The organism is Micromonospora sp. CNZ295 (assembly GCF_004217535.1).
Genome location: NZ_SHKZ01000001.1, coordinates 1,337,985 through 1,359,522, shown reverse-complemented (window position 1 = coordinate 1,359,522; position 21,538 = coordinate 1,337,985). Strand labels below are relative to the sequence as shown.

Genomic DNA, 21,538 nt, shown 5'->3' with positions numbered 1-21,538 from the left:
CGCACATTTTCGTACGTCTGTTCGATAGAGTCCCCGCCATGGAGCAGCGAAAGCACTGGTGGAACGGGAAATGGGGCCGCCTGGCCCGGCGGGATGTCTTCCTCCGGGTCGACGCCGACCGGTGGTACGTCGAGCAGCGTGCCGGCGGGTCGGAGGGCGTCTCCAGGTTCTACGAGTACGACAGCGCCGAGGAGGCCGAGGAGACGGTCCGGGCGCTGCTCCAGGGCACCGACACGTGGCGCGAGCTGTCGCCCCGCCCGCCGGGCGGCTGGGGCCGCGTTTAGCGCGAGGACCGTTCGGGAACCGCGCCTGCATGAACGAACAGCAGGTCCTCTCCCGGATCACCACCGGGATGCCGGTGGTCGACGCCGCCGGCACCGAGATCGGCACCGTGGACCTGGTCCAGCGTGGCGACCCGAACGCGGTGACCGTGCAGGCGCCGACCGCCGACCCGGGCAGCAGCCTGGACGAGCTGATCGAGGCGACCGCGGTCGAGGAGCCGGACGTGCCGGCCGATCTGGCGGCCCGGCTGCGGCACGCGGGTTATCTGAAGGTCTCCACGGACCAGGTCCGCACCGGCGCGGTGTACGTGCTCGCCGACCAGATCGCGACCGTCACCGACGCGGTCCGCCTGGACGTCCCGTTGGCGCAGCTACCGGCCGAGGAGTGAGGGATCGGGCGGCGACATTCGCGATCCACCCACGAGTGCGTAGAGACGAACGGAGGGTGTTCTTGGCAAGCTTGATCCCATGACGCTGATCCTCCGCTCGGCCATCCTCAACGACATCGGCCTGGTCCGGACCAACAACGAGGACTCCGCGCTGGCCGGCGAGCGCCTCGTAGCCGTCGCCGACGGGATGGGTGGCCTGCCCGCGGGGGAGGTGGCGAGCGAGATCGTCATCCGCATCCTGGACGAGCTGACCCCCCCGACCACCCCCGACGGGGCCGCCGACGCGCTGCGCGCCGTCGTGAGCACCGCGAACCAGCGCATCCACGCCGCCATCACCGTCGATCCCGCCCGCGAGGGCATGGGTACGACGCTGACCGCCGCGTTGCTCGCCGGCGACACGCTGGTGCTGGCCCAGGTCGGTGACTCCCGCTGTTACCTGCTCCGGGACGGGGAGCTGACCCAGCTCACCCGGGACGACACGTTCGTGCAGGCGCTGGTCGACCAGGGCGCCATCTCCCCCGAGCAGGCCCGCCACCACCCCCAGCGGTCCCTGGTGACCCGCGCGGTGCAGGGCACGGACACCCCGCCCGCGATCGGGACGCTCGCCGTGCTGCCCGGCGACCGGCTGCTGCTGTGCAGCGACGGCCTGTCCGACTATGTGGAGCACGCGGCGATCATCACCGCGCTGGCCGGGTACGCCGACCGCCAGCTCTGCGGGGAGCAGCTGGTCAAGCTCGCCCACCAGGCCGGCGCGCCGGACAACGTCACGGTGGTGGTCTCCGACGTCACGGCGGCCTGACCTCCACTAGGTAGTTGTGCCATCTAGGTGGCACCGCTAGGGTTCGCCGGGTGGATTCCGACCGACGCGGGCAGTGGCTGCGCGGCGTACTCGACCTCTGCGTGCTCGCCGCGCTGCGGGAGGGCGAGTCGTACGGCTACCAGCTCGCCCAGACGCTCGACACCGCCGGCGTCGGGCCGATCCAGGGCGGGACCCTCTACCCGGTGCTCCTGCGGCTGCAACGCACCGGCCTGGTCACCGCGCAGTGGCGGGAAGGCGCCTCCGGGCCGGCCCGCAAGTACTACCGGCTCACCGAGAACGGCCGGTCGGCACTGCGCCAGGGCGGCAACGCCTGGCTCGCGTTCGTCGCCCCGGTGAACGCGATCGTCTCGAAGGGGGTCGACGGGTGAACGCCGACGAGTGGCTGCGGTCCTTCGCGGCCGAGCTGCACCAGCGCCGGGTCGCGGCCGACGCCGCCCGGCACGTGGTCGTCGAGGCCGCCACGCACCTGCGCGAGGGCGGCGGCGACCCGTGGCTGGTCTTCGGGCCACCCCGCGAGTACGCGGCGGCCATCCTGGAGAGCCTCGGGCCCGCGCCGCGCCCGCGTCCCGGGCCGGTGCGGCTGCACGCCGAGGGCATCGCCAAGCGGTACGGGCGGCGCACGGTCCTACACGACGCGACGCTGACCGTCCGGGCCGGACAGATCGCGGCCGTGGTCGGGGCGAACGGGTGCGGCAAGAGCACCTTCCTGCGCGTCTGCGCCGGGCTGGTCTCCCCGGACGCCGGCCAGGTGACCGTGTCCGGCCGGCTCGGCTACTGCCCACAGCAGGGCGGCACCGCCGACTTCCTCCTGCCGGACGAGCACTTCGTGCTGGTGGGCGCCGGCCGCGGCATGTCCCGGGGTCCGGCCCGCCGGGCCGGCCGGGCAGCCGCCCGCCAGCTGGGTTGGGAGGCCGACGGCGACGTGCTCACCCGGCACCTGTCCGGCGGCACCCGGCAGAAGCTGAACCTCACGATGTCCACGCTCAGCGAGCCCGACGTGCTGCTGCTCGACGAGCCGTACCAGGGCTTCGACCGGGGCACGTACGTGAACTTCTGGGATCAGCTCGCCCGGCTGCGCGACGAGGGCAAGGCGATCGTCGTGGTGACCCACCTGCTCAACCACCTCGACCGGGTCGACCTCGTGCTCGACCTGACCCAACCGGGAGGGCGCCCGTGAACCGGCTCGTCACCGTGGCCGAGATGACCGCCCGGGAGCTGCTGCGCCGCCGCGGCGTCCTGCTCCTGCTGCTGCTGATGCCGCTGGCGTTCTGGCTGATCCGGCGGGACTCGTACGTCGGCCAGTCGGTCCGGTCGCTGCTGCTCGGCATCGGCTGGGCGGTCAGCACCGCCGCCCTCTTCGCCACCAGCGCCGCCCGGGAGCTGGAGCCCCGGCTGCGGCTCGCCGGCTACGAACCGCACCACCTCTACCTCGGCCGGATGCTCGGCCTGTGGGCGGCGGGACTGGCCATCTCCGTACCGTTCTTCGTGCTCACCGTGGTCGACGCGCCCGAGCTGCGGCACGGCGGTGTGGCGGCGGCGATGCTGTGCTGCGTCGCGGTGGCCGCGCCGTTCGGGATGCTGATCGGCGCCCTGCTCCCCCGCGAGCTGGAGGGCACCCTGCTGCTGCTCACCGTGGTGGCGGTGCAGATGCTGATCGACCCGGCGGGCAGTGGCGCGAAGCTCACCCCGTTCTGGTCGAGCCGGGAGATCGCCACCTGGGCCGTGGACCACACCGACGGCGGCTACCTGAGCCGGGGCCTCCTGCACGGGGTGGTCGTCACCGCCCTGCTGGTCCTGACCGTGGCCGCGGTGTCCAGCGTCCGGCTGCGCCGTCGGCGGCACCTGCGGCACCTGCCGACCGGTTGACGGCAACCCGGTTGCGGGCGACGCCGGCCCGGGATGGGATGGACGGATGACCATCCGGCGGGTGCGCTCCGACGAACGCCTGACCAGTAGCTTCCCCCTCCAGGCGTACGCCTTCGAGGCCTCCCCCCGCAGCGCCGCGCGGGCCGAGGAGTTCCGCGAGTACCTGCCCTACAACGAGGGCAACCGGACGCTGGTCGTCGAGGAGGCGGGCGAGACGCGGGCGGCGGTCTCGGCCGTACCGATGCGGCAGAACCTGCGCGGCCGGGTGCTGCCGATGGCCGGCGTCGCCGGGGTGGTCACCCACCCGCTGGCCCGCCGGCAGGGGCACATCCGCGCCCTGCTGCACCGGCTCCTCGACGAGCTGCGCGACGAGGGGCAGCAGCTCACCGCGCTCTGGCCGTTCCGCCCGTCGTTCTACGAGCGCTTCGGCTACGTGGGGCTGCCGATGCCGCGTACCGTCACGCTGCCGGTGGCCGACCTGGCGCCACTGGTCCGGGCCGAGCTGCCCGGCGAGGTGCGGTGGGAGCGGATCGGCACCGGCTATCCGACCTGGCGCGAGTTCACCGAGCGGTGCCTGCGGGAGCGCCACGGCTTCGCGATCTTCCCCGGCTTCCGGGACGTCGGGCTGCGGGACCGGGACGAGCGGTGGCTGGTGACGGCGTCGGTCGGTGGGGCGGTGACCGGCGCGGTGACCTACCGGATCGAGGACCACGGCGGCACGCTCGCCGCCGACGACCTGCTCGCCACCGACCCGTACGCGAGGGCGCTGCTGCTGCAGTTCTTCGCCCGGCACATCGACCAGGTAGCGACCGTCCGGTTCGACGTACCCGCCGACGAGGTGCCCGAGCTGTGGCTCACCGACCTGGAGGTGCACGTCGAGGCACGGGTGACCCGCCCGGCCTCCTGCGCGCCGATGGCCCGGCTGCTCACGATGGACGCGCTCGCCGGGCTGCCGGCCGGTGCGGGCCGGGTCCGGGTGGAGCTGACCGGGGACCGTTGGCTGGCCGGGTCGTACCTGCTCGACGGCGCGACCGGCGCGCTGGAGCTGGTTCCCGGCGAGGCCGGCATCGTCCCGTCCGCCACCCTGACCGCGGCGGGCCTGTCCGGGCTGGCGTACGGGGTGCTGGACCCGGTCGAGGTGCACCTGCGCGGGCTGGGCGACGTGCCCGCCGACGCCGCGGCGGAGCTGCGCCGCCTGTTCCCGCGCCGGCTGCCGTACCTCTTCGCGGACTTCTGACCCCCGGCCGGCCGGCGGCCCGGGTGAACCGATCGGCGGGTACCGCCGGGTCGCCTCGTGCCGCGCCCGACCGGGGTACGGTGCTGCCGATGCCGGTGTGGGTTCAGGCGGGGAGCTGGGGGCTGCTGGCCGGGTCGGCCCTGCTGCTGGGCGCGGCGGCCGGCTGGTTCGCCCGGCTGCCGCAGCGGGTGATCGCGTCGATCATGGCGTTCGGCGCGGGCGCGCTGCTGTCCGCGGTCGCGTTCGAGCTGGTCGCCAAGGCGCACGGGCGGGCCGGCCTGCTGCCGACCGCCCTCGGCGCCGGCGCCGGCGCGCTGGCCTACACGGTCGCGAACGTGTACCTGGCCCGCCGGGGCGCCCGGTACCGGAAGCGCTCCGGGGTCCAGCCGTCCGAGGCCCAGCAGCCCGGCTCGGGCAACGCGATCGCGGTCGGCGCGCTGCTGGACGGCGTACCGGAGTCGGTGGTGATCGGGGCGAGTCGCCGCCGGCGGTCCTGTCGGCGATCACCGCGCTGGCCGGGGGCGCGATCCTGGCGATGATCACCGACACGATGGTCCCCGAGGCGGTCGAGAACGCTCATCTGCTGGTCGGGCTGGTCACGGTCGCCGGTTTCCTGACCGCGTTCGCCCTCTCGCACGCCTGATCCGGTCGCCCGTTCGCGCGCCCGATCCTTAGGCCCTCCTTAACGTTTTCGGCGCCCGGCCCGCCGGCTCCTAACATCACGGGGTGCGCCTGAAGTCCGCCGCTTTCCTGACCGCGTTGGCGGTCGCCGCCGCGATGCTGCCCGCCTGCGGTTCCGCCGAGCCGGCGACGCCGGCTCCGGCCGCCGAAACCGCCACGCCACCGTCCGCCGCGTCCCCGTCCGCCGTGGGCCAGCCGGCGGCCCGGAGCGGCCTGGGCGTCCGCTACCCCGGCCCGCGCCCCTCGGCGCGGCCGGCGGCGGCCGGTAACCCGGCCGGTCGCGCCGCCGTGCCGGCCGAGGCACGGGCGGTGGACACGTCGAAGCCGACCCGCACGATCGGCACCGGCACAGCGGCGAGCTGCACGTCGGCGGCGGTCGTGAAGGCGGTCGCGGCCGGCGGGATCATCACCTTCGACTGCGGGCCGGACCCGGTGACCATCGCCATGACCGCCACGGCCAAGGTCCGCAACGCCAACGGGCCGAAGGTGGTCCTGGACGGCGGCGGCAAGGTCACGCTGAGCGGCCAGGGGAAGCGGCGGATCCTCTACATGAACACCTGCGACCCGGCGCAGGGCTGGACCACCTCGCACTGCCAGAACCAGGATCACCCGCAGCTCACCGTGCAGAACCTGACCTTCGCCGACGGCAACTCCACCGGGGACGAGGCCGAGGGCGGCGGTGGCGGCGCCATCTTCGTCCGCGGCGGCCGGTTCAAGATCGTCAACTCGCGGTTCGTGCGCAACCGGTGCGACCGGACCGGGCCGGACCTGGGTGGCGCGGCGGTGCGGGTGCTCAGCCAGTACGAGAACAAGCCGGTGTACGTGGTGAGCAGCACCTTCACCGGCGGCTCCTGCGCCAACGGCGGCGCGTTGAGCAGCATCGGCGTCTCGTGGGTGGTGCTCAACAGCGTGCTGCGCGACAACGAGGCGATCGGCCGGGGCGCCAACCCGGCCCGGTCCGGCACGCCGGGCGGGGGCAGCGGCGGGGCGATCTACTGCGACGGCAACGAGTTCACCGTCCGGATCGCCGGCACGGTCATCGAGGGCAACGACGCGAACGAGGGCGGTGGTGCGATCTTCTTCGTCAGCAACAACCGCACCGGCACCCTGCGGATCGAGAACTCGACGCTGCGCCGCAACCCGAGCCGGGGCTTCGAGACCCGCGGTTTCCCCGGCATCTTCTTCCTGGGCGCCCGCCCCCCGACGGTCACCGGCTCCCGCCTGAGCTGACCCGGCCCCGGTCAGTAGGGGTTGCCGTGGCCGGGGACGGGGTTGCGGGGGGCGTTCCGGGCCCGGGCCATCGGTGGGGTCCGCGTGTGGGCGCGCTCGGCCATGCCGGCGAAGAGCTCCTTCAGGGTGCTCACGGCGTCGTGCCGGGGTGTCCAGCCCAGCTCGGTCTCGGCGCGCTCACTGGACATCAGCGGCGCGTTCAGGGCCAGCCGCACCCAGCCGGCGTCGATGGGTTGCAGCCGGGCGTACCAGGTCACCGCGGCGGCGGCGCGCAGCACCGGGCCGGCCACCGGAACGGTCCAGCCGTGGAAGTGCCGGGCCACCAGCTCCGGGGTGAGCACCGGGTCGGCCGCGACGTTGAACGGGCCGCGCGCGTCGCCCAGCACCGCCCGGGCGTACGCGTCGGCCACGTCCTCGGCGTGCACCGCCTGCATCCGCAGCCGCCGGTTCGTCGGCACCAGCGGCAGCCGGCCGTACTTGAGCAGGCGCAGCGGCACGAACGGGCCGACGAAGTACCGGGCGATCTCGGTGGCCGCCGCCCGCTGGAAGATCAGCCCTGGTCGCAGGCGTACCACCCGCAACTCGGGATGCTCCCGCTCCACCCGGTCGAGCAGCGTCTCGACCTCTGCCTTGTCCCGGCTGTACGAGGAGCCGGGCACCCCGGTCGCCGGCCAGCGCTCGCTGACCGGGTGGTCCTTGGGGCCGGGCGCGTAGGTGCCGACCGACGACGCGTACACCAGGGCCGGCACGCCCGCCCGGACCACCGCGTCGATCACCGTCTGGCTGCCGCCGACGTTGGTGCGGCGCAGCACCCGCGGGTCGTGACTGGGCTGGATCTGCCAGGCCAGGTGCACCACCGCCGCGGCACCCGCGAACACCTCGACGAGCTGGTCGCCCGCCCCCGGCGCCCCGATGTCGCAGGAGTGCCACTCCACCTGGTCGTACGGTTCACCGGCGGCCGGGCCGGGTGGCCGGCGGGCCACCCCGGCGAGGTCCAGTCCGCGTTCCCGGCGCAGCCGGCGCAACAGTGCCGTGCCGGCGTTGCCGCTCGCTCCCACCACCACGATCCGCATGTCCGCCCCGTACCCGGTCTTCGGTCGCCCAACCGTTCCCGCTTCAGGGGCGCGGCGCGTGGCGGACCCAGGCGTGCTTCTGGTCCCGCTGCCGCCGCCCGGTGGTGGCGGCCAGGCAGCGGGGGCAGATCCAGCCGACCGCGTCCGCCTCGGTGAGCACGTCGGTGCCGGTGTAGTCGAACCGGACATGCGGGAACCGGCGCAGCCCGGCCCGGCTGAGCGGCACCCCGCACACGGTCTGGTTCTGTCCCGGTTCCCAGGCGTGCACCTCGCCGGCCGGCTCCCGTACCCCGTCCGGGCCGGTCTCCTCCCCCGACGCCGCCACCGCCGCGGTGCTGGTCCTCCGCATACCGGCACGGTTCCCCGCGTGCCGCCACCCATGCCTGACGGCGGTGATCGCGGCCGGCTCAGGCGGCGAGCAGGGCGCCGATCAGCGCGGCGAAGGCGACGACCGAGGCGACCGTGCGGACCAGGTTCCAACGCACCCAGGGCCGCTCGAAGCGGTCCCGCACCGCCGCCAGGTCGCCGATCCCGTCCACCGGGCCGGCCGCGTCGAGCTGGTTGTTCAGCGGGACGTTGCCCCGCACGGTGACCCCGAACATCACCAGGTGCGCCACCAGCGCCACGATGCTCCAGGCCAGCACCGGGCCGTCGCCGAGGTGCAGCGCGACGGCCAGGGCGGTGAGCGCGGGAGCCCCGAGGAACGCGACCAGGAACCAGCCGTTGAGGATCTTCCGGTTGATCGACTGCATCGTCCCGACCAGGGTCCGCGCGTCGGTCGCGGCCAGACCGGGCATGACCGAGCAGGCGTACGCGAAGAACAGCCCGGCCATCAGCCCGCTGGTGAACGTCGCGGCCGCGAGCGCGGCGAGACGGATGGACATGGGTGACCTCCCTGGCGGCTGGCGGCTGGCGGCTGGCGGCTGGCGGCTGGCGGCTGGCGGCTGGCGGCTGGCGGCTGGCGGCTGGCGGCTGAGTATGCCACGGCCCCCTTTGGAGCTGCCCCGTTCACGTCATCACCCCGCAGCGCCCTCCCGCATCACCCCGCATCACCCGGCGGCACGCCGCAGCACCCCGCAGCGCCCTCCCGTCCATCCTCTGCCATCGAGATCTCCGCCATCGGGATCTTGGGAAGGAGGGTGGCTTCCGAGGGCCGAGGCCGGCCAAGATCTCCATCGAGCGGTCAACGCGAGCGGGCCCAGGCGGTGAAGCGGTCGGTCAGATCGGGCGAGTCGCACCTGTCGAGGTGCTCGGCCGCCTCGGCCTGCAGGGTGCCGAGGTAGACCAGGAGAGCCGTCCGATCGGCGCGGTACTCGGCGAGCAGCCGCAGCTTGGCCGGCGAACACGGCCACGCGATGCCGCAGGCGGCGCACCGCCAGGTCGGCCGGGACGGCAGGTGGGCGCGCACGTGGGTCACCGCGAGGCGCTCCGGATGACGGTGACCCGGTCGAGGCGTACGCAGACGTGCCGCGGGCGGGCCCGTACCGTCCCGTCCGGATGCAGCTCGTGGCCGCGCAGATCGGCCCAGACCACCCCGTCGACCGGCCGGCGGTTGGCCACCTCGACGACGTGCATCGTCAGGACCCCGGCGCCGAACCGGTAACCGTCCTCCGGCACCCGGATCACGTCCCCGACCTCCATCAGCGTCTCCCTCCACAAAGCAGGCTGGTGACACTCTGCTGTGGTGGCGACTACGCTCGGAAGGCACTCCGGGCGGTCGGGCCGCGCTGGCTCGACGGGTGCCCGACCTGTGGTGACCTGGGTAGTCGATCTTTGATCTGGGAGGCGTCGAGTGGCTGACGTACCGGGTCCGCTCGCGGACTTCATCGTGGCGGAGATCCGGCGAGCCCGGGGCGCGGCCGGCATGACGCAGGAGTCCTTCGGTCGAGGGGCCGGGTTCAGCGCCTCCCACGTCAGCGCCGTGGAGGGCGGCAGCCGTGCCCTCACCATGGACTTCATCAAGGGCGCCGACCGGGCCCTCAAGACGGGCGGTCTGTTCGAGCGGCTCGCCGCCCAGCTCGGTGCCCCGTCCTGGTTCCTCCCCTGGCTCGACGCGGAACGCGCCGCCACCCAGCTCCGACTGTTCGAACCCCTGCTGATCCCGGGACTGCTCCAGACCGAAAACTACGCCCGCGTGATCATGCGATTGAACGACCTGATGTCGGCCACCGAAGTTGACCGGCAGGTGCATGCCCGCATGGAGCGGCAGAAGATCCTCACCTGCGCGACGCCGCCACAGCTTGTCGCCGTCCTCGACGAGGCCGCACTACGGCGGACCGGCGACGGCTTCAGCGGCATCATGGCCGAGCAGGTCGCGCACCTCATCACGTTGGCGGAGCTGCCACACGTTCACGTCCACGTGATTCCCGCTGCGACCGGAGTCCATATCGGCCTGTCCGGTCCCTTCGCGCTGGCCAGGTCGGCAGACGGCGGGTGGGTCGGGCACCTGGAAAATCAGCTGGGCGGACTCGTGGTGGACAGCAAGGATGATGTGGCGAGTCTGCTGGCGAAGTGGGAAGGTGTGCGCAACGAGGCGCTACCGCGCCAGCAGTCCATCGATCTGATGAAGGAAGTGCAAAGTGATCATGGACCTCAGTAGCGCAACGTGGCGTAAGTCCAGCCGCAGCGGTTCCAGCGGTGGGAACTGTGTCGAGGTAGCGGACAACCTGCCCGGGATGGTCGCCGTACGCGATTCGAAGGACCCGGACGGGCCGGCGCTGACCTTTCCGCCCGCCGCTTGGCGTACCTTTGTCACCGCCCTGACAAACCGGCCTTGATCTGCGGAAACAGCCGCCGTCCCGGCTGCCGTAGGCGGTTGCGGCCGACTGTCCGGTAACCTGATCCGGCGGGCCGCTAGCTCAATGGCAGAGCTGTGGACTTTTAATCCATAGGTTCAGGGTTCGAGTCCCTGGCGGCCCACCAGATGTGGCGGTACGCGAACCGTACCGTCGGTGGATTGTTGATCAAGGGCTAGCTCGAGGGCTGGCCCTTGATTGTTTGTGGCGGTCGGGATCCGGAAGCGGGGGACGACACTGTCGTCGGCCAGGATCTCGATTTCCTCGATCAGGGCCTCGAAGAGGGCCTTCTTCGCTTTGTGTCCGCCGGTGGTGATGATCTCCGCGATCTGGCTCCTGATCGTCGCTAGGTCCTCGGCGGATGGCCCGATGGGTGGCTGATCAAGGTCGAATTCGAGGCGGGCTTTGTCGGCCCGCAGTTGCTTGGATTGCTTCCGCAGGTTCGTCAGCCGGGCTTGGATCTCGGGGTCTTCGTCGTCGAGGTTGCCCCGTTCGAAGGCGGTGAGGTAGCGGTCGACGGCGGTGGCGTTTTCCCGTAGTTGGCGGTTGATGGAGGCAAGTTCCTCGTGGTGTGTGCTGGTGGCTTGGGCGTGGGCCGTCAGGAACTCGGTGATTGCCCGGTCGATGAGGTCGTGGCGGGTGGTGTAGAAGTCGAGTAGGGCTTGGCCGATGGCCTTTTCCAACTCGTCCGCGTTGAAGCGGTGGATGTCGCATCCTTGCTTCGCGCCGTAGCGGTTGCGGCTCCAGCACATGTAGTAGCGGTATCGGTTGTTGCGCCCGTGGGCGACGGTGCCGATGTACTTGCTGCCGCACTGGGGGCAGGGGATTTTCCCGGTGAGGGTGTATTCGGAGGCGTTCGCTGCCCGCTGCCCGATTTCCTCGCTGCGCTTGGTGAGGATGTGTTGGGCGTACTTGAACTGGCCCGCTTTGATGATCGGCGGGTGGGCGTCGGTGACGGTGATGTCGCGGAAGCTCTTCTCGCCGATGTACTGGCGGTTGGTGATGACCGTCTCGACGGACCGCTGGGACCAGGGCTTGCCGCGTTTGGTGCGTAGGCCGCGGTCGTTGAGCACGCTGGCGATGGCGCGGGTTCCGAGGCGGTCCTTGGTGTAGAGGTCGAAGATCCGCCGGACGATCGCGGCCTCGGTCTCGACGATGACGTAGTTGTGGGTCTTGGCGTCCACGGTGTAGCCGATGGGTGTGGTGCCACCGTTCCACAGGCCCTTGGCGGCCTTGCGTTCCATGCCCGCGATGACGCGGTCGATGATGACCTCGCGCTCGAACTCGGCGAACACGCCGAGCATCTGGACGAGCATGCGGCCCACCGGGGTGGAGGTGTCGAACGGCTCGGTGGCTGAACGGAAGCTCACGCCGGCGTCGGCGAGTTCGTCGAGCAGCGACACGAGGTCGCGCAGTCGGCGCGAGAACCGGTCCACTCGGTAGACGAGCAGGGTGTCGAACAGTCCCGCGCGGGCTGCTCGCAACATCTTCTGGAGATCCTCGCGTTCGGTGGTGGCGCCGGACGCGTCGTCGGAGTAGACCTTGACGATTTGCCAGTCTCCCGGTTGGGATTCCACGAAGGCTCGCAGTTTGGATTCCTGGGCTTCGAGGCTGTACGGCTGGTTGTCCTCGTCTGTGGAGCGGCGGATGTAGATGGCCACCCGGCGGGTCGTTGCTTCTTCGATTTGCCGTATGCGGCGAGGGGTACGGGTTTTCTTAGCCATAGACCAATGCCTTTCATGATCATTTGAGGGGTTGGTGGACCGTCGACCGTCGGTCCATCCGTGCGGCGCGTCAAGCCGCGCTAGCTGCGCTGAGCTGGGCAAACGCAAGAAGGCCGGTCCGACGCGTTCGCGTCGGACCGGCCTTCTTGGCTTCCGCAGGCTTGTCAGCGCCTGCGGGATGTGCCTCTGCCTGGTGTCCGCTTCGATCGTCCGCGCTGCCGGCGGCCGTCGTGTCCGAGTCGGTTGGCTGTCCGTTCGACGGCGGCCTGCTCGCGCTCGTAGGAGGAGATCGCGCCGACGATCTTCATGATCAGTCCCGTGAGCGGTCCGGAGGTGCCGAGCATGCCGTCAGCGGTCATCAGGACGGCGCAGGACGCATCGAGCTGCTCGGCGACCTCCGCGACGTGTTCGAGGCGACGACCGGTCCGCCTCGTCTCATCCGTGGGGAACACGTCGTACGTGCCGGATGATGCGGCTGTGGGGGCGTCGCGCAGCCCCGGTCGCCGTAGCGGGGGCTTGCGTCCGGAGGTGGGGGTGTCCTGGTAGACAGCCACCACCGACCAGTCGGGATAGTGCTGCTGAAGGTGGGCGCGGAGAATCTGCTGCTGCTTGTCGACCGACGACGGGTAGTGCTCGTTGCGGACGTACAGCGCGACCCTCCGCAGTGCGGGTGATGTCGCCGATGATGTGCGATGCCGGTGGGATGTCGGGGTCACGATGACGCCTTTCAAGATCACAAGGTGGGGTTGCGGATGGCGACCATCGGTCCATCCGTGTGGACTGTCAAGCCGCGAGGTGGCACGTACGCAAGAGGGCGGTGACCGCCTGCGCGGTCACCGCCCTCTGCTGCGGTTCAGCCTGTCTTTTCGGTGCCATGGTGCTGCGTCCACCAGTCGGCGATCATCGCGGCGAGCGCTGTCACTGCCTGCTGGCGGTCATCGTCGCTGAGCGGCGCTGTGCGAGGTGGACGGACGACTATCGGCCGTCTGCGGCCGTCCGCTGCTTTCCTGCGTGGTGTCGACGGTCCGTCAGCCATAGGCGGCCGGTCGCGAAACGGGGCTCGGCATGCGGGTGAAAGTGGTGTACATCGTTGACCTCCTTAGATAGGCGAAAGCGGATGGCCCGCAGAGCGCGCGCTCTGCGGGCCATCCGCTCGTCGTGATACGACGACGACGTGGGTGTATGGGAAGGCCTACCGGGAACGGGAGGCCGCCAGGGACTCAAACCCTGAACAAACCCCTTCGGCGCTGTGCTGATCAACTCCAATCGGGCGGATCGGCCGCCTGACCTCGGCGAGTTCTGCCACTGCCTTACAGCGGTTGACAGCTCTTGTCGGCGTCACTTGTGCCCGCCTTGTGCCCGATGATCTTGCCGAGGTTACCGGTCCCCGATGTCCATGGACGTCCGTCGGTGTTGGTGCCGGTCGTCTCACGTGTCGTCGGCTTCGGCCTGGTGGTCGACCCACCGCATGAGCGCCCGGCTGATGAATCCGCGTTGCCGCGCCGATCTCACCAGGAGAGCAAGAGCAAGTGCCACGACCAGGCCGGCCCATTTCGGCGCTCCTGCTTTCCAAGCCAGCCATCCAATAAGCCCGGCCACCAGAAGCAGCAACCATTCGGCTCTCCCTGGCGTCACCCACCGAAACACTTGCGCGCGTATCATCCGCGCAGCTCATCACACTCGGCCAAAGCATGCGTCAGGCGAAAGGGTGCACTTGATCGTCAAGCTTCTCTTGACGCCACCCCGGCAGCAGTGCGACGAGGTTGTGGTGGGGATGCGGCGCGCGCACTCCGGGCAGGCCTCTGGCTCTGCCGGCAATATCCGGCCCGAGGGGTCGCAAAGGCTCCGGGGTCAAGGGCGGGTCTTGATCGGGGCATCGGCGTCGTAGACGGTGACGGCGTGCTCGTCCAGGGTGACGGTGACGAGCTTGCGGGCGTGGACCTTAGCCGACTCCGCGCTGGCGAGCACGCCGTGGCGGCCGGCGCGACGGGTTCATCGGCAGTGCCAGGTCGCCGCCCGGTTCTGGCGGTCCGTCGGGGGCACCCCACCGGCCACCATCCCGCCTGCGCTGATCGACGCGGTGTAGACCTCGTGCCGGCGCTTCTCGTGCACGTCATCGGGCAGCGGCAACGGTGCCGCGGTGCCGTCCTCGCCGAGCAGGACCGACGAGTACCGCGGCGTGCCGACCAGCAGGCGTCCCTCGGAGTTGGTCCAGACAGTGAAGTGGCTCTGGACGTCCAGGCCGGTGTAGACGGTCAACTGACCGGTGCGGATGTTCCACCGGGCCGGCGGCGTGCCCTCCTGCTTTCCGGGATTCTCGATGAAGCCGGCGACCCACTCGCCGCGTACCTGCATCGCTCGTAGGGCATTCCAGCCTGCCGGCATGGGCAGGATCTCCCGTCCGCCGTCCGGGTGCCACAGCTGCAACCCGTCATCCCGCTGGCCGACCACGGTGCCGTCGCCGGCCACGCCGATCACATTGACGTTGTCGGCCACGCCGATCACATTGACGTTGTCGGAGCCAGGCAGCACGCGCGGCTCGCCCTTCCCGTTGTCCGGCCAGACCACCACAACACGGTCGCCGACGTTGCGGGCAGCATCCCGGTAGGCGACCCCCACCACGTCGCCGCGATCGTTCACACCTTCCGCGGTCACCTGCGCGTATCCGGTCGGCGCGGGTAGCTCGTGGGCCTGGCCGTCCCGGTAGACCCAGGCCGTCACGGGCTTCGACGGATCGTTCACCGGATGGTCCGTCCCCACCACCACGCCGGCCGAATTCACCTCGACACGCCGTGCTCGATGCACACCCGTACCCGGTGTCTCAAAGACCGTCGGCACCTCTCCGTCCCACAGCACGAGCACCGTCCGGTCGGCCGGTTTCGCCGGCATCCGCTCGGCGTTGCCAAGGACGTAGCGGCCGTTCGGGCTCGACGTCTCGACGCGTGCGAAACCCGTGCCGGCCGGGGTGGGCAGGGGCGTGATGCGGCAGTTGGCCGCCTCCTTGGCGACCGTCACGGGCACGACCCGCACCGGCGGGATCTCCCTGATGACGGGCTCGACCGCGGCTGGCTCGGGCCGGACCCGGTCGTCGCCCGCGAACACCACCGCCGACGTGCCAGCCGCGACCGCGACCGCGACAGCGGCCAACCCGGCGGAGATCCGCTGCCGGCGCCGCTCCGACCGCCGGCCCGCCCGCACGGCCCGCGCGACGTCCGACCGCGGTGCGGGCACCGGTTGGTCGCGCAGCACCGTCGAGAGAATCCGCGCCGTCCGCTCCTCGTCGTCCCAGGACATTTCATCTCCTCGCTCAACGGTTGGTGGCGGTGGTCGGCAGGTCCTGAAGGTGACGCCGGAGCGCCGCCAGCCCCCGGCTGGTGTGGCTCTTCACGTTCCCGGTGGAGCAATGGAGGACCTGGGCGACCTCCTCGACGGGAAGGTCGCAGCCGAAGCGCAGCACCAGCACGGCTCGCTGCGCGTACGGCAGCTGGGCGAGCAGGCCGCTGACCATGTCGCGCTCCTCGACGCCGTCGTCCGGGTGCGCGGGGCGTTCGGGTGTCCGGGACATCAGCAGCACCTTCGACCAGCGTCCCCGCTGCTCGTCCAGGTAGGTGCGGACCAGCATCTGGCGCACGTACGCGTCGATGCTGTCGGCCCGCCGGGCCCGACGCCAGTGCCGGTAGAGCGCGGTGAGCGTGCTCTGGACGATGTCGTCGGCACGGTGGCCGTCGCCGCAGAGGAAGTACGCGGTGCGGTGCAGGGCGGGCAGCCGGGCGGTCACGTACTCGACGTACTCGGTCTCGTCCTCGCTGCGCATGCCGGCTCCTCCTCGACTCCCTGTACCGGTGACGGCGATGGACCAGGAGCGGGTTGCAGTCCGACATCTGCTGCCGAACGGTGTGGTAACGGTCGTAAGCAACCCAAGGTTGGCTCGATGATCAGCGGACACCACGACGTCGGTCGACGGCGATATAGTGCCCGGTGCGCGCTGCCCGCGTCGGATCGGTCGACGCACGGTGTGGCGCGCTTCCCCCAAGGAGTGCGTACGTTGCCTCGATCCCCCATGCGGAGGCCGGTCGCTGTCGCGTCGGCCCTCGCCCTCGCCGCGACCGCCCTGGTGGCCGCCGCCTCGCCCGCCACGGCCAGCTTCCCCGGCTCGGGCAGCGTGCTGACCAGCAGCAACGGCGGAAACGCGATCAGGTTCCACGGTGACCCGGCGCGGACGTCCCTCAGCTCGCCGGACACCATCACCGCTGCCGCGTGGTCTCCGGACGGCAGCCAGGCTGCCTACTTCGACCGCGAGTCGGGCATCAAACGGATCCGGTTCGACGACGGCGCCGTCCGCTACCCGCTGAACTCGCCGCCGGACGCCGGCATCCGCCGCAGCGGCCTGACCTGGTGGGCCGACGGCAGCGCCGTCGCCTGGTCGGAGAAGGCTTCGGCCGGTGCCCCGTGGGGGGTCGTATCCGATCGGGTCGGTGGGCTCTTCGGCCACGGGCGGCTCTCGCCCAACGACGGGAAGCACTACCTGGCTCCGGATGGCGGGCCCGACCAGTTGCTCGTCTGCCAGCGCCAGGCGGACGACGGTGCCGGTCAGCCGGCCGGCCAGCCGGCCGTCATGCTGTACGACGGTTCGAAGGAGCACTTCGAGCGCTGGCGCCTGGTCGACGACAACGGATCGAATCCGGCCATCTCGCCGGACGGTTCCCGGGCGGCGTTCGTCCGGGCCGGCCGGATCGTGGTGTCCGACCTGGCCGGTCAGAACGAGGTGACCATCACCCCCGCCGGCGTCCAGTACGACGACCCGGCCTGGTCGCCGGCCGGCACCTGGTTGGCGTTCAGCCGGGTCACGTCGACGGCCGCCCGCCCGGTCCACACCGCGCCGGCGGACGGTTCGGCGGAGCCGGTGGCGGTTCCGGGTCTGGACGGCGTGCCCGCGTACCAGCCGCAGCGGAAGGAGCGGGTCGCCCGGCTGTCCGGTGCGGACCGGTTCCAGACGGCGGTCGCGGTCTCCCGGGCGCGGTGGGCTGACAGCTCGGCCCTCGCGGCGGTCCTGACCCGCTCGGACACCTACGCCGACGCGCTGGGCGGTTCGGCCCTGGCGGCGGCGAAGGGCGGCCCGCTGCTGTTGACGCCTCCGGATCGGTTGGACGCGACGACGAAGGCGGAGCTGCAGCGGGTCCTGCTTCCCGGGCACAGCACGGTCTACCTGTTGGGCAGCACCGGGGCGCTGTCGAAGGCGGTCGAGGATCAGGTCCGGGCGATGGGCTACCACGTGCGGCGGCTCGCCGGCGCGGATCGCTTCGCGACGTCGGTGGAGATCGCGAAGGCGGTCGACCCGGCTCCGGAACAGGTGATGCTGGTGACCGGGATGAACTTCCCGGACGCCCTGGCCGCGGGCGCCGCGGCCGGGGCCACCAACGCCGGCCACACCAACTACCGGTCCGCCGTGGTGCTGCTCACCAGGGACGAGGTGATTCCGCCGGTGACGAAGGCGTACCTCGACGGGCAGCCGCGCGAGCAGCGAATGCTGTACGGCATCGGCAAGCAGGGGGTGGAGGCGGCCTACTCGTACGACCCGATCGGCCCGTACGTCCGTGGGTATTCCGGCCAGGACCGGTACGGGACGGCGTACGCGGTCGCCCAGGAACTCTTCGAGGGCCAGCCGTACACGGGCTTCGCCACCGGGACCAACTGGCCGGACGCGCTCACCGGCGGGGCGCTGATGGGCGTGCTCGGTGGCCCGTTGTTGCTCACCCCGGGCGCCGGCGCCAACCTCGGAGCCGACGCCGCCTCGCAGCTGAAGGAGTCGAGCGGGTCGGTGCACACCGGCCTGGTCTTCGGTTCGCCCGCGGTGGTGAGCTCACCGCAGCAGGCGCAGGTCGGGACGTGGCTCGGCGGTCCACTCGGGGCCACCTCGCTGAGCAACCCCACGGGCCTCGGCCGTTAGCCAACGCTTGACGCCTCGAATGACGACCGGGTGGATGGGCTGAGCCTGCCCAGCCCGGCGTCCGACGCGGCCCAGAAGTCGGCGTAGCGGCCACCGTGGCGCAGCAGTTCCTCGTGGCTGCCGTCCTCGATGATCCTGCCCTCGTCGATGAAGACGACGCGGTCCGCGCGCCGGACGGTCCGCATCCGATGCGCGACCAGCACCACCGTCCGGCCCGCCATCAGGCGCTCGATGCCCTCGTGGACGGCGGCCTCGTTCACCGGATCCAGCGCCGAGGTCACCTCGTCGAGCAGCACGATCGGCGCGTCCTTCAGCAGTGCCCGCGCGATCGAGACCCGCTGGCGCTCACCGCCGGAGAGCGACGCACCGGCCTCTCCGACGTTCGCGGACCACCCGCCGGGCAACCGCTCGACGACCTCGTCCAGCCGCGCGGCGGTCGCCGCCGCCCGCACCTCGGCCTCGCTCGCCTCGGGGCGACCGAGCCGGACGTTCTCCTCGATCGTGCCGTCGAAGAGGTAGACGTCCTGGAAGACGATGGCGATCTGTGCCATCAGCGACCCGGGATCGATGTGCCGCACGTCGACGCCACCCACCCGCACAGCACCCCCCGCCACGTCATAGAAGCGGGCGAGCAACTGCAGCAGGGTGCTCTTGCCCGCACCGGACGGGCCGACGACGGCCACCCGCTGCCCCTGCGGTATCGACAGCGACACGTCGTCGAACACCATGCGGTCGCCGTGGCGGAAGGTCACCGCGTCGAACTCCAGGTCGAACCGCTGCGGCCGGACGGGCTCGACCGGCTCGGGCAGTGGCTCGGTGCGCAGCACCGCGTCGAGCCGGTCCAGTTCGGCGCGGGCGCCGCGCAGCTTGCCGCCGATGTCGGACAGCGACAGCAGCGGGTCGGCGCCGCGGGCGGCGAGCACCAGGGCGGCCAGGACCTCCGCGGCCCCGATGTCGCCCCCGAGAGCGAGGTAGGCCCCCAGGACCAGTACCGCGGTGAAGGCGGCCTGCACGGTGAGCGTCAAACCCACCACGCTCGGCAGCACCGACATCGTCTGGCGGCGGGCGGCCCGCTCGACACCCTGCAGCGCGTCGTCGAGCAGGGCGAACCGCTCACCGGTGCGGCCGCCCGCCCGCAGCACCGGCTGGGCCTGCAGGTACTCGATGACCCGGGCGCTGGCCTCGTTGCTGCGAGCCGCGTTCTCGGCGTCGTTGGCGGCCATCGACCGGGCGGTCCAGACCTGGGTGACCGCCACGAGCGGCGCCGCGACCAGTGCGGCCAGCCCCAACTGCCAGTTGAAGACCGTCAGCACGGCCACGATCGTCAGTGGCGTCACGCAGGCGGAGATGAACGGCCCGAGCAGGTGTGCCGACACACCCATCGCCGCGAGCAGACCGCGGCTGGCCATGACGGACACCTCACCGACCCGGGCAGCGTTGTACCAGCCGATGGGCAACCGCGCCAGGTGCTCGCCGAGGCGGTGGTACATCCCCCGCAGCATGGTGGTCCCGACGCGCATACCGGACAGGTCACTGGTGTAACGGAGCACCGCGTATACCGCTACGGACGCCGCGAACGCGATCAGCCACGGCCAGGCGTCCGATGGTGTGTTCCCGAACAGTTCCCGCAGCACCGGCACCAGCAGCCCGTAGAGCAGCCCCTCCAGCACCGCGGTCGCCGTCATCAGGGCGACCGTGCGACTCATCGGTTTGGCGTACTCGTCGCCGAGCACGCGCAGCAGCGTCCTGATCATCGGGAAGGGTCTCCTTGCGGCACGTCACCGTTGGGTTCGCTGTCGGCCAGCGCCGACCGCTGGGTTCGCCAGAAGGCGGCGAGCTTTCCGTCGCGGGCCAGCAGGGCAGCCGGCGTGCCCTGCTCGACGACCCTCCCGTCCTCGATCATCACGACGAGGTCGGCGTCGACGATGGTCTCCAGGCGGTGAGCGATGACCAGGACGGTTCGGTCGCGGAGCGCCGCGAGGGTCTGCCGCACCGCGCGGTCGGTCTGCGGGTCGGCGAAGGCGGTCGCCTCGTCGAGCACCAGGACGGGCGTGTCGGCCGCCAGGGCACGCGCGATCGCGATGCGCTGCGCTTCCCCGCCAGAGAGCTTGACGTCCTCGCCGATCACGGTCTCGTAGCCGCGGGGCAGGGCGAGGACGCGGTCGTGGATGTGCGCCAGTTGGGCAGCGCGGATCACCGTGTCCGGGGTCGCCTGCGGAACCGCCAGCGCGATGTTGTCCGCGACGGACGCCCGCAGCAGGCGAACGTCCTGGAGGACGAAGGAGACCCTGCGGTAGAGCTCCCTACCGTCGATGTCGCGCAGGTCGACACCGCCGAGCCGCACCGACCCACCGGTGGGGTCGAAGAACCGCGGCAGCAGTTGCACCAGGGTGGACTTGCCGCTGCCGGACGGCCCGACGAGCGCGGTGAACGTGCCCGGTTCGAGCACCAGGTCGATCCCGCGCAGCACCTCCGGGCCGCCGTCGTAGCCGAACCGGACGGCACGCAATTCCACCCGGTTGTCCTGCGGCGTGATCGGCTGCGCGGGCTCCGGCAGCGGCCCCACCCCGAGGACTTCGCGGATCCGACCGACCGCCCGGCCGGCGGCCTGCATGTCGTCGAAGCCGTGGCCGAGGGCCGCGATCGGGGCGGTCAGACCCAACCCGAGCAGCAGGAAGGGCAGCAGGTCGGCCGGGGCCATGCCACCGGAGGTGATCCGCACCGTGCCGCCCAGCAACACCACCAGCAGTACGAAGGGCGGCGACAGCGCCAGTTGCATGCCGGCGGCGACCGCGGAGACGCCGCGCACCCACCGGGTGAAGATGTCGACGAAATCGTCGGCGGCGGCGCGGAACCTGCGGTGGGCGCGCTCGGCACCGCCGAACGCCTTGACCACGGCGATGCCCTGCACGAACTCGACGACGGAGCTGGCGATCCGGCCCATCGCCGCGTCGAAGTCCTTCTGCTCCCGGGTACGGGCCGAGGTCATCAGCAGCGGGACGTGCGCGACGGCCAGCACCACGGGGACCAGGGTGATCAGTGTGAGCCGCCAATCGACGGTCAACAGGTAGACCAGCGACACCACCGGTACGACGAAGGCGGAGACCAGCTCGCCGGGAGCATGGGCGATGAACGGGTGTATCGCGCTGACGTCCTCGCCGACCACCTTCGCCAGCTCGCCGCTGCGGCGGCGGGAGAGCCAGCCGAGGGGTGCCCGCCCGAGGCTGCGGGCCAGTTCCCGACGCAGCGAAAGCTGCACCCTGCCGTCTAGGACGTGGCCGAGCCCCGACGACGCGCCGGTGAACACCAGCCGTACGAACAGGCCGGCCGCGCCCAGGATCACGGCGGCCCAGACGTGGCCTCGGTCGACCGGACCGGGCGACAGCAGCGCGCGACCCAGCTCGATCACCGCGAACAGCGGCGCCAGCCCCGCGATGGCGCCGATGACCTGCAGCAGCACCACGGCTGCGAAACCCCGGACATGTGGGCCCAGCA

General features: G+C 71.5%; 23 protein-coding genes and 1 tRNA gene. 13 read left to right on the top strand and 11 right to left on the bottom strand.

The window, feature by feature from the left end; all coding sequences use genetic code 11:
• The first annotated feature begins 38 nt into the window (after positions 1-38).
• The 9 genes from EV376_RS06500 to EV376_RS06460 all read left to right on the top strand — a co-directional run bounded on the left by EV376_RS06500 (position 39) and on the right by EV376_RS06460 (position 6,504).
• Positions 39-284, top strand: a complete 246-nt coding sequence (locus tag EV376_RS06500; protein ID WP_130321226.1) for a hypothetical protein — start codon at positions 39-41, stop codon at positions 282-284.
• Positions 285-313: 29 nt separating this feature from the next.
• Positions 314-670 (top strand): hypothetical protein, encoded by a 357-nt coding sequence (locus EV376_RS06495; RefSeq protein ID WP_130321225.1) that lies wholly within the window; start codon positions 314-316, stop codon positions 668-670.
• 79 nt (positions 671-749) lie between these two features.
• The gene (locus EV376_RS06490; protein ID WP_130321224.1) at positions 750-1,469 is read left to right on the top strand and encodes a protein phosphatase 2C domain-containing protein; all 720 of its coding nucleotides are present in this window, start codon (positions 750-752) and stop codon (positions 1,467-1,469) included.
• Between the two features lie 50 nt (positions 1,470-1,519).
• Positions 1,520-1,858: a PadR family transcriptional regulator gene (locus EV376_RS06485; RefSeq protein WP_130321223.1), complete on the top strand. Its 339-nt coding sequence runs from the start codon at positions 1,520-1,522 to the stop codon at positions 1,856-1,858.
• Positions 1,855-2,667, top strand: a complete 813-nt coding sequence (locus EV376_RS06480; RefSeq protein WP_130321222.1) for an ABC transporter ATP-binding protein — start codon at positions 1,855-1,857, stop codon at positions 2,665-2,667. The genes EV376_RS06485 and EV376_RS06480 overlap by 4 nt, the downstream gene beginning before the upstream one ends.
• The gene (locus tag EV376_RS06475; RefSeq protein ID WP_130321221.1) at positions 2,664-3,356 is read left to right on the top strand and encodes a hypothetical protein; all 693 of its coding nucleotides are present in this window, start codon (positions 2,664-2,666) and stop codon (positions 3,354-3,356) included. Before EV376_RS06480 ends, EV376_RS06475 begins: the two co-directional genes overlap by 4 nt.
• A 46-nt stretch (positions 3,357-3,402) precedes the next feature.
• Positions 3,403-4,593 carry a GNAT family N-acetyltransferase gene (locus EV376_RS06470; RefSeq protein WP_130321220.1) on the top strand — a complete coding sequence of 397 codons (1,191 nt, stop codon included), beginning with the start codon at positions 3,403-3,405 and terminating at the stop codon, positions 4,591-4,593.
• Positions 4,594-4,682: 89 nt separating this feature from the next.
• Positions 4,683-5,132 carry a ZIP family metal transporter gene (locus tag EV376_RS06465; protein WP_486482536.1) on the top strand — a complete coding sequence of 150 codons (450 nt, stop codon included), beginning with the start codon at positions 4,683-4,685 and terminating at the stop codon, positions 5,130-5,132.
• A 187-nt stretch (positions 5,133-5,319) separates the two neighbouring features.
• Positions 5,320-6,504, top strand: a complete 1,185-nt coding sequence (locus EV376_RS06460; RefSeq protein WP_486482535.1) for a hypothetical protein — start codon at positions 5,320-5,322, stop codon at positions 6,502-6,504.
• Between the two features lie 11 nt (positions 6,505-6,515).
• Here the strand turns inward: EV376_RS06460 and EV376_RS06455 are convergent, their stop codons facing one another.
• From EV376_RS06455 to EV376_RS06430, 5 genes are all read right to left on the bottom strand, one after another.
• Positions 6,516-7,577: an NAD-dependent epimerase/dehydratase family protein gene (locus EV376_RS06455; protein WP_130321219.1), complete on the bottom strand. Its 1,062-nt coding sequence runs from the start codon at positions 7,575-7,577 to the stop codon at positions 6,516-6,518.
• A gap of 43 nt (positions 7,578-7,620) precedes the next feature.
• A complete protein-coding gene (locus EV376_RS06450; protein ID WP_130321218.1) occupies positions 7,621-7,926 on the bottom strand; it encodes a hypothetical protein in 306 nt (101 codons plus the stop codon).
• Positions 7,927-7,984: 58 nt separating this feature from the next.
• On the bottom strand, positions 7,985-8,461 hold the full coding sequence (locus EV376_RS06445) for an anthrone oxygenase family protein (RefSeq protein ID WP_130321217.1): 477 nt from the start codon (positions 8,459-8,461) through the stop codon (positions 7,985-7,987).
• 299 nt (positions 8,462-8,760) lie between these two features.
• Complete coding sequence (locus EV376_RS06435) at positions 8,761-8,994, bottom strand: flavin reductase (protein ID WP_486482534.1); 234 nt, start codon at positions 8,992-8,994, stop codon at positions 8,761-8,763.
• Positions 8,991-9,218: a hypothetical protein gene (locus EV376_RS06430; RefSeq protein ID WP_130321215.1), complete on the bottom strand. Its 228-nt coding sequence runs from the start codon at positions 9,216-9,218 to the stop codon at positions 8,991-8,993. The genes EV376_RS06435 and EV376_RS06430 overlap by 4 nt, the downstream gene beginning before the upstream one ends.
• A 151-nt stretch (positions 9,219-9,369) precedes the next feature.
• Here EV376_RS06430 and EV376_RS06425 point away from each other — a divergent pair, with 151 nt between their 5' ends.
• The 3 genes from EV376_RS06425 to EV376_RS06415 all read left to right on the top strand — a co-directional run bounded on the left by EV376_RS06425 (position 9,370) and on the right by EV376_RS06415 (position 10,499).
• The gene (locus EV376_RS06425; RefSeq protein ID WP_130321214.1) at positions 9,370-10,176 is read left to right on the top strand and encodes a Scr1 family TA system antitoxin-like transcriptional regulator; all 807 of its coding nucleotides are present in this window, start codon (positions 9,370-9,372) and stop codon (positions 10,174-10,176) included.
• Complete coding sequence (locus EV376_RS06420; RefSeq protein WP_130328542.1) at positions 10,163-10,354, top strand: DUF397 domain-containing protein; 192 nt, start codon at positions 10,163-10,165, stop codon at positions 10,352-10,354. The genes EV376_RS06425 and EV376_RS06420 overlap by 14 nt, the downstream gene beginning before the upstream one ends.
• A 70-nt stretch (positions 10,355-10,424) precedes the next feature.
• Positions 10,425-10,499: transfer RNA gene (locus EV376_RS06415), tRNA-Lys, on the top strand.
• Here EV376_RS06415 and EV376_RS06410 read toward each other — a convergent pair.
• The 4 genes from EV376_RS06410 to EV376_RS06395 all read right to left on the bottom strand — a co-directional run bounded on the left by EV376_RS06410 (position 10,471) and on the right by EV376_RS06395 (position 15,910).
• Positions 10,471-12,033: a recombinase family protein gene (locus EV376_RS06410; RefSeq protein ID WP_165437962.1), complete on the bottom strand. Its 1,563-nt coding sequence runs from the start codon at positions 12,031-12,033 to the stop codon at positions 10,471-10,473. The two genes, EV376_RS06415 and EV376_RS06410, sit on opposite strands and share 29 nt — an antisense overlap.
• A gap of 227 nt (positions 12,034-12,260) precedes the next feature.
• Positions 12,261-12,827 (bottom strand): recombinase family protein, encoded by a 567-nt coding sequence (locus tag EV376_RS06405; protein ID WP_165437961.1) that lies wholly within the window; start codon positions 12,825-12,827, stop codon positions 12,261-12,263.
• Positions 12,828-14,088: 1,261 nt separating this feature from the next.
• The gene (locus EV376_RS06400) at positions 14,089-15,390 is read right to left on the bottom strand and encodes a hypothetical protein (protein WP_130321211.1); all 1,302 of its coding nucleotides are present in this window, start codon (positions 15,388-15,390) and stop codon (positions 14,089-14,091) included.
• A 13-nt stretch (positions 15,391-15,403) separates the two neighbouring features.
• The gene (locus EV376_RS06395) at positions 15,404-15,910 is read right to left on the bottom strand and encodes a SigE family RNA polymerase sigma factor (protein ID WP_130321210.1); all 507 of its coding nucleotides are present in this window, start codon (positions 15,908-15,910) and stop codon (positions 15,404-15,406) included.
• Positions 15,911-16,156: 246 nt separating this feature from the next.
• Between EV376_RS06395 and EV376_RS06390 the strand changes: the two genes are divergently transcribed.
• Entirely contained in the window at positions 16,157-18,043 is a 1,887-nt protein-coding gene (locus tag EV376_RS06390; protein WP_165437960.1) for a cell wall-binding repeat-containing protein, read from the top strand.
• Here EV376_RS06390 and EV376_RS06385 read toward each other — a convergent pair.
• Both EV376_RS06385 and EV376_RS06380 read right to left on the bottom strand, forming a co-directional pair.
• Positions 18,040-19,797 carry an ABC transporter ATP-binding protein gene (locus EV376_RS06385; RefSeq protein ID WP_130321208.1) on the bottom strand — a complete coding sequence of 586 codons (1,758 nt, stop codon included), beginning with the start codon at positions 19,795-19,797 and terminating at the stop codon, positions 18,040-18,042. The genes EV376_RS06390 and EV376_RS06385 overlap by 4 nt on opposite strands.
• Complete coding sequence (locus tag EV376_RS06380; RefSeq protein ID WP_207228060.1) at positions 19,794-21,506, bottom strand: ABC transporter ATP-binding protein; 1,713 nt, start codon at positions 21,504-21,506, stop codon at positions 19,794-19,796. Before EV376_RS06380 ends, EV376_RS06385 begins: the two co-directional genes overlap by 4 nt.
• Positions 21,507-21,538: the final 32 nt, after the last annotated feature.

What these genes read in the sequence shown, in the direction of transcription:
- EV376_RS06500 (WP_130321226.1), top strand. Translation starts at nt 39, where the DNA reads ATGGAGCAGCGAAAGCACTGGTGGAACGGGAAATGGGGCCGCCTGGCC.
- EV376_RS06495 (WP_130321225.1), top strand. Translation starts at nt 314, where the DNA reads ATGAACGAACAGCAGGTCCTCTCCCGGATCACCACCGGGATGCCGGTG.
- EV376_RS06490 (WP_130321224.1), top strand. Translation starts at nt 750, where the DNA reads ATGACGCTGATCCTCCGCTCGGCCATCCTCAACGACATCGGCCTGGTC.
- EV376_RS06470 (WP_130321220.1), top strand. Translation starts at nt 3,403, where the DNA reads ATGACCATCCGGCGGGTGCGCTCCGACGAACGCCTGACCAGTAGCTTC.
- EV376_RS06465 (WP_486482536.1), top strand. Translation starts at nt 4,683, where the DNA reads ATGCCGGTGTGGGTTCAGGCGGGGAGCTGGGGGCTGCTGGCCGGGTCG.
- EV376_RS06455 (WP_130321219.1), bottom strand. Translation starts at nt 7,577, where the DNA reads ATGCGGATCGTGGTGGTGGGAGCGAGCGGCAACGCCGGCACGGCACTG.
- EV376_RS06450 (WP_130321218.1), bottom strand. Translation starts at nt 7,926, where the DNA reads ATGCGGAGGACCAGCACCGCGGCGGTGGCGGCGTCGGGGGAGGAGACC.
- EV376_RS06445 (WP_130321217.1), bottom strand. Translation starts at nt 8,461, where the DNA reads ATGTCCATCCGTCTCGCCGCGCTCGCGGCCGCGACGTTCACCAGCGGG.
- EV376_RS06430 (WP_130321215.1), bottom strand. Translation starts at nt 9,218, where the DNA reads ATGGAGGTCGGGGACGTGATCCGGGTGCCGGAGGACGGTTACCGGTTC.
- EV376_RS06420 (WP_130328542.1), top strand. Translation starts at nt 10,163, where the DNA reads ATGGACCTCAGTAGCGCAACGTGGCGTAAGTCCAGCCGCAGCGGTTCC.
- EV376_RS06400 (WP_130321211.1), bottom strand. Translation starts at nt 15,390, where the DNA reads ATGTCCTGGGACGACGAGGAGCGGACGGCGCGGATTCTCTCGACGGTG.
- EV376_RS06395 (WP_130321210.1), bottom strand. Translation starts at nt 15,910, where the DNA reads ATGCGCAGCGAGGACGAGACCGAGTACGTCGAGTACGTGACCGCCCGG.
- EV376_RS06390 (WP_165437960.1), top strand. Translation starts at nt 16,157, where the DNA reads ATGCGGAGGCCGGTCGCTGTCGCGTCGGCCCTCGCCCTCGCCGCGACC.
- EV376_RS06385 (WP_130321208.1), bottom strand. Translation starts at nt 19,797, where the DNA reads ATGATCAGGACGCTGCTGCGCGTGCTCGGCGACGAGTACGCCAAACCG.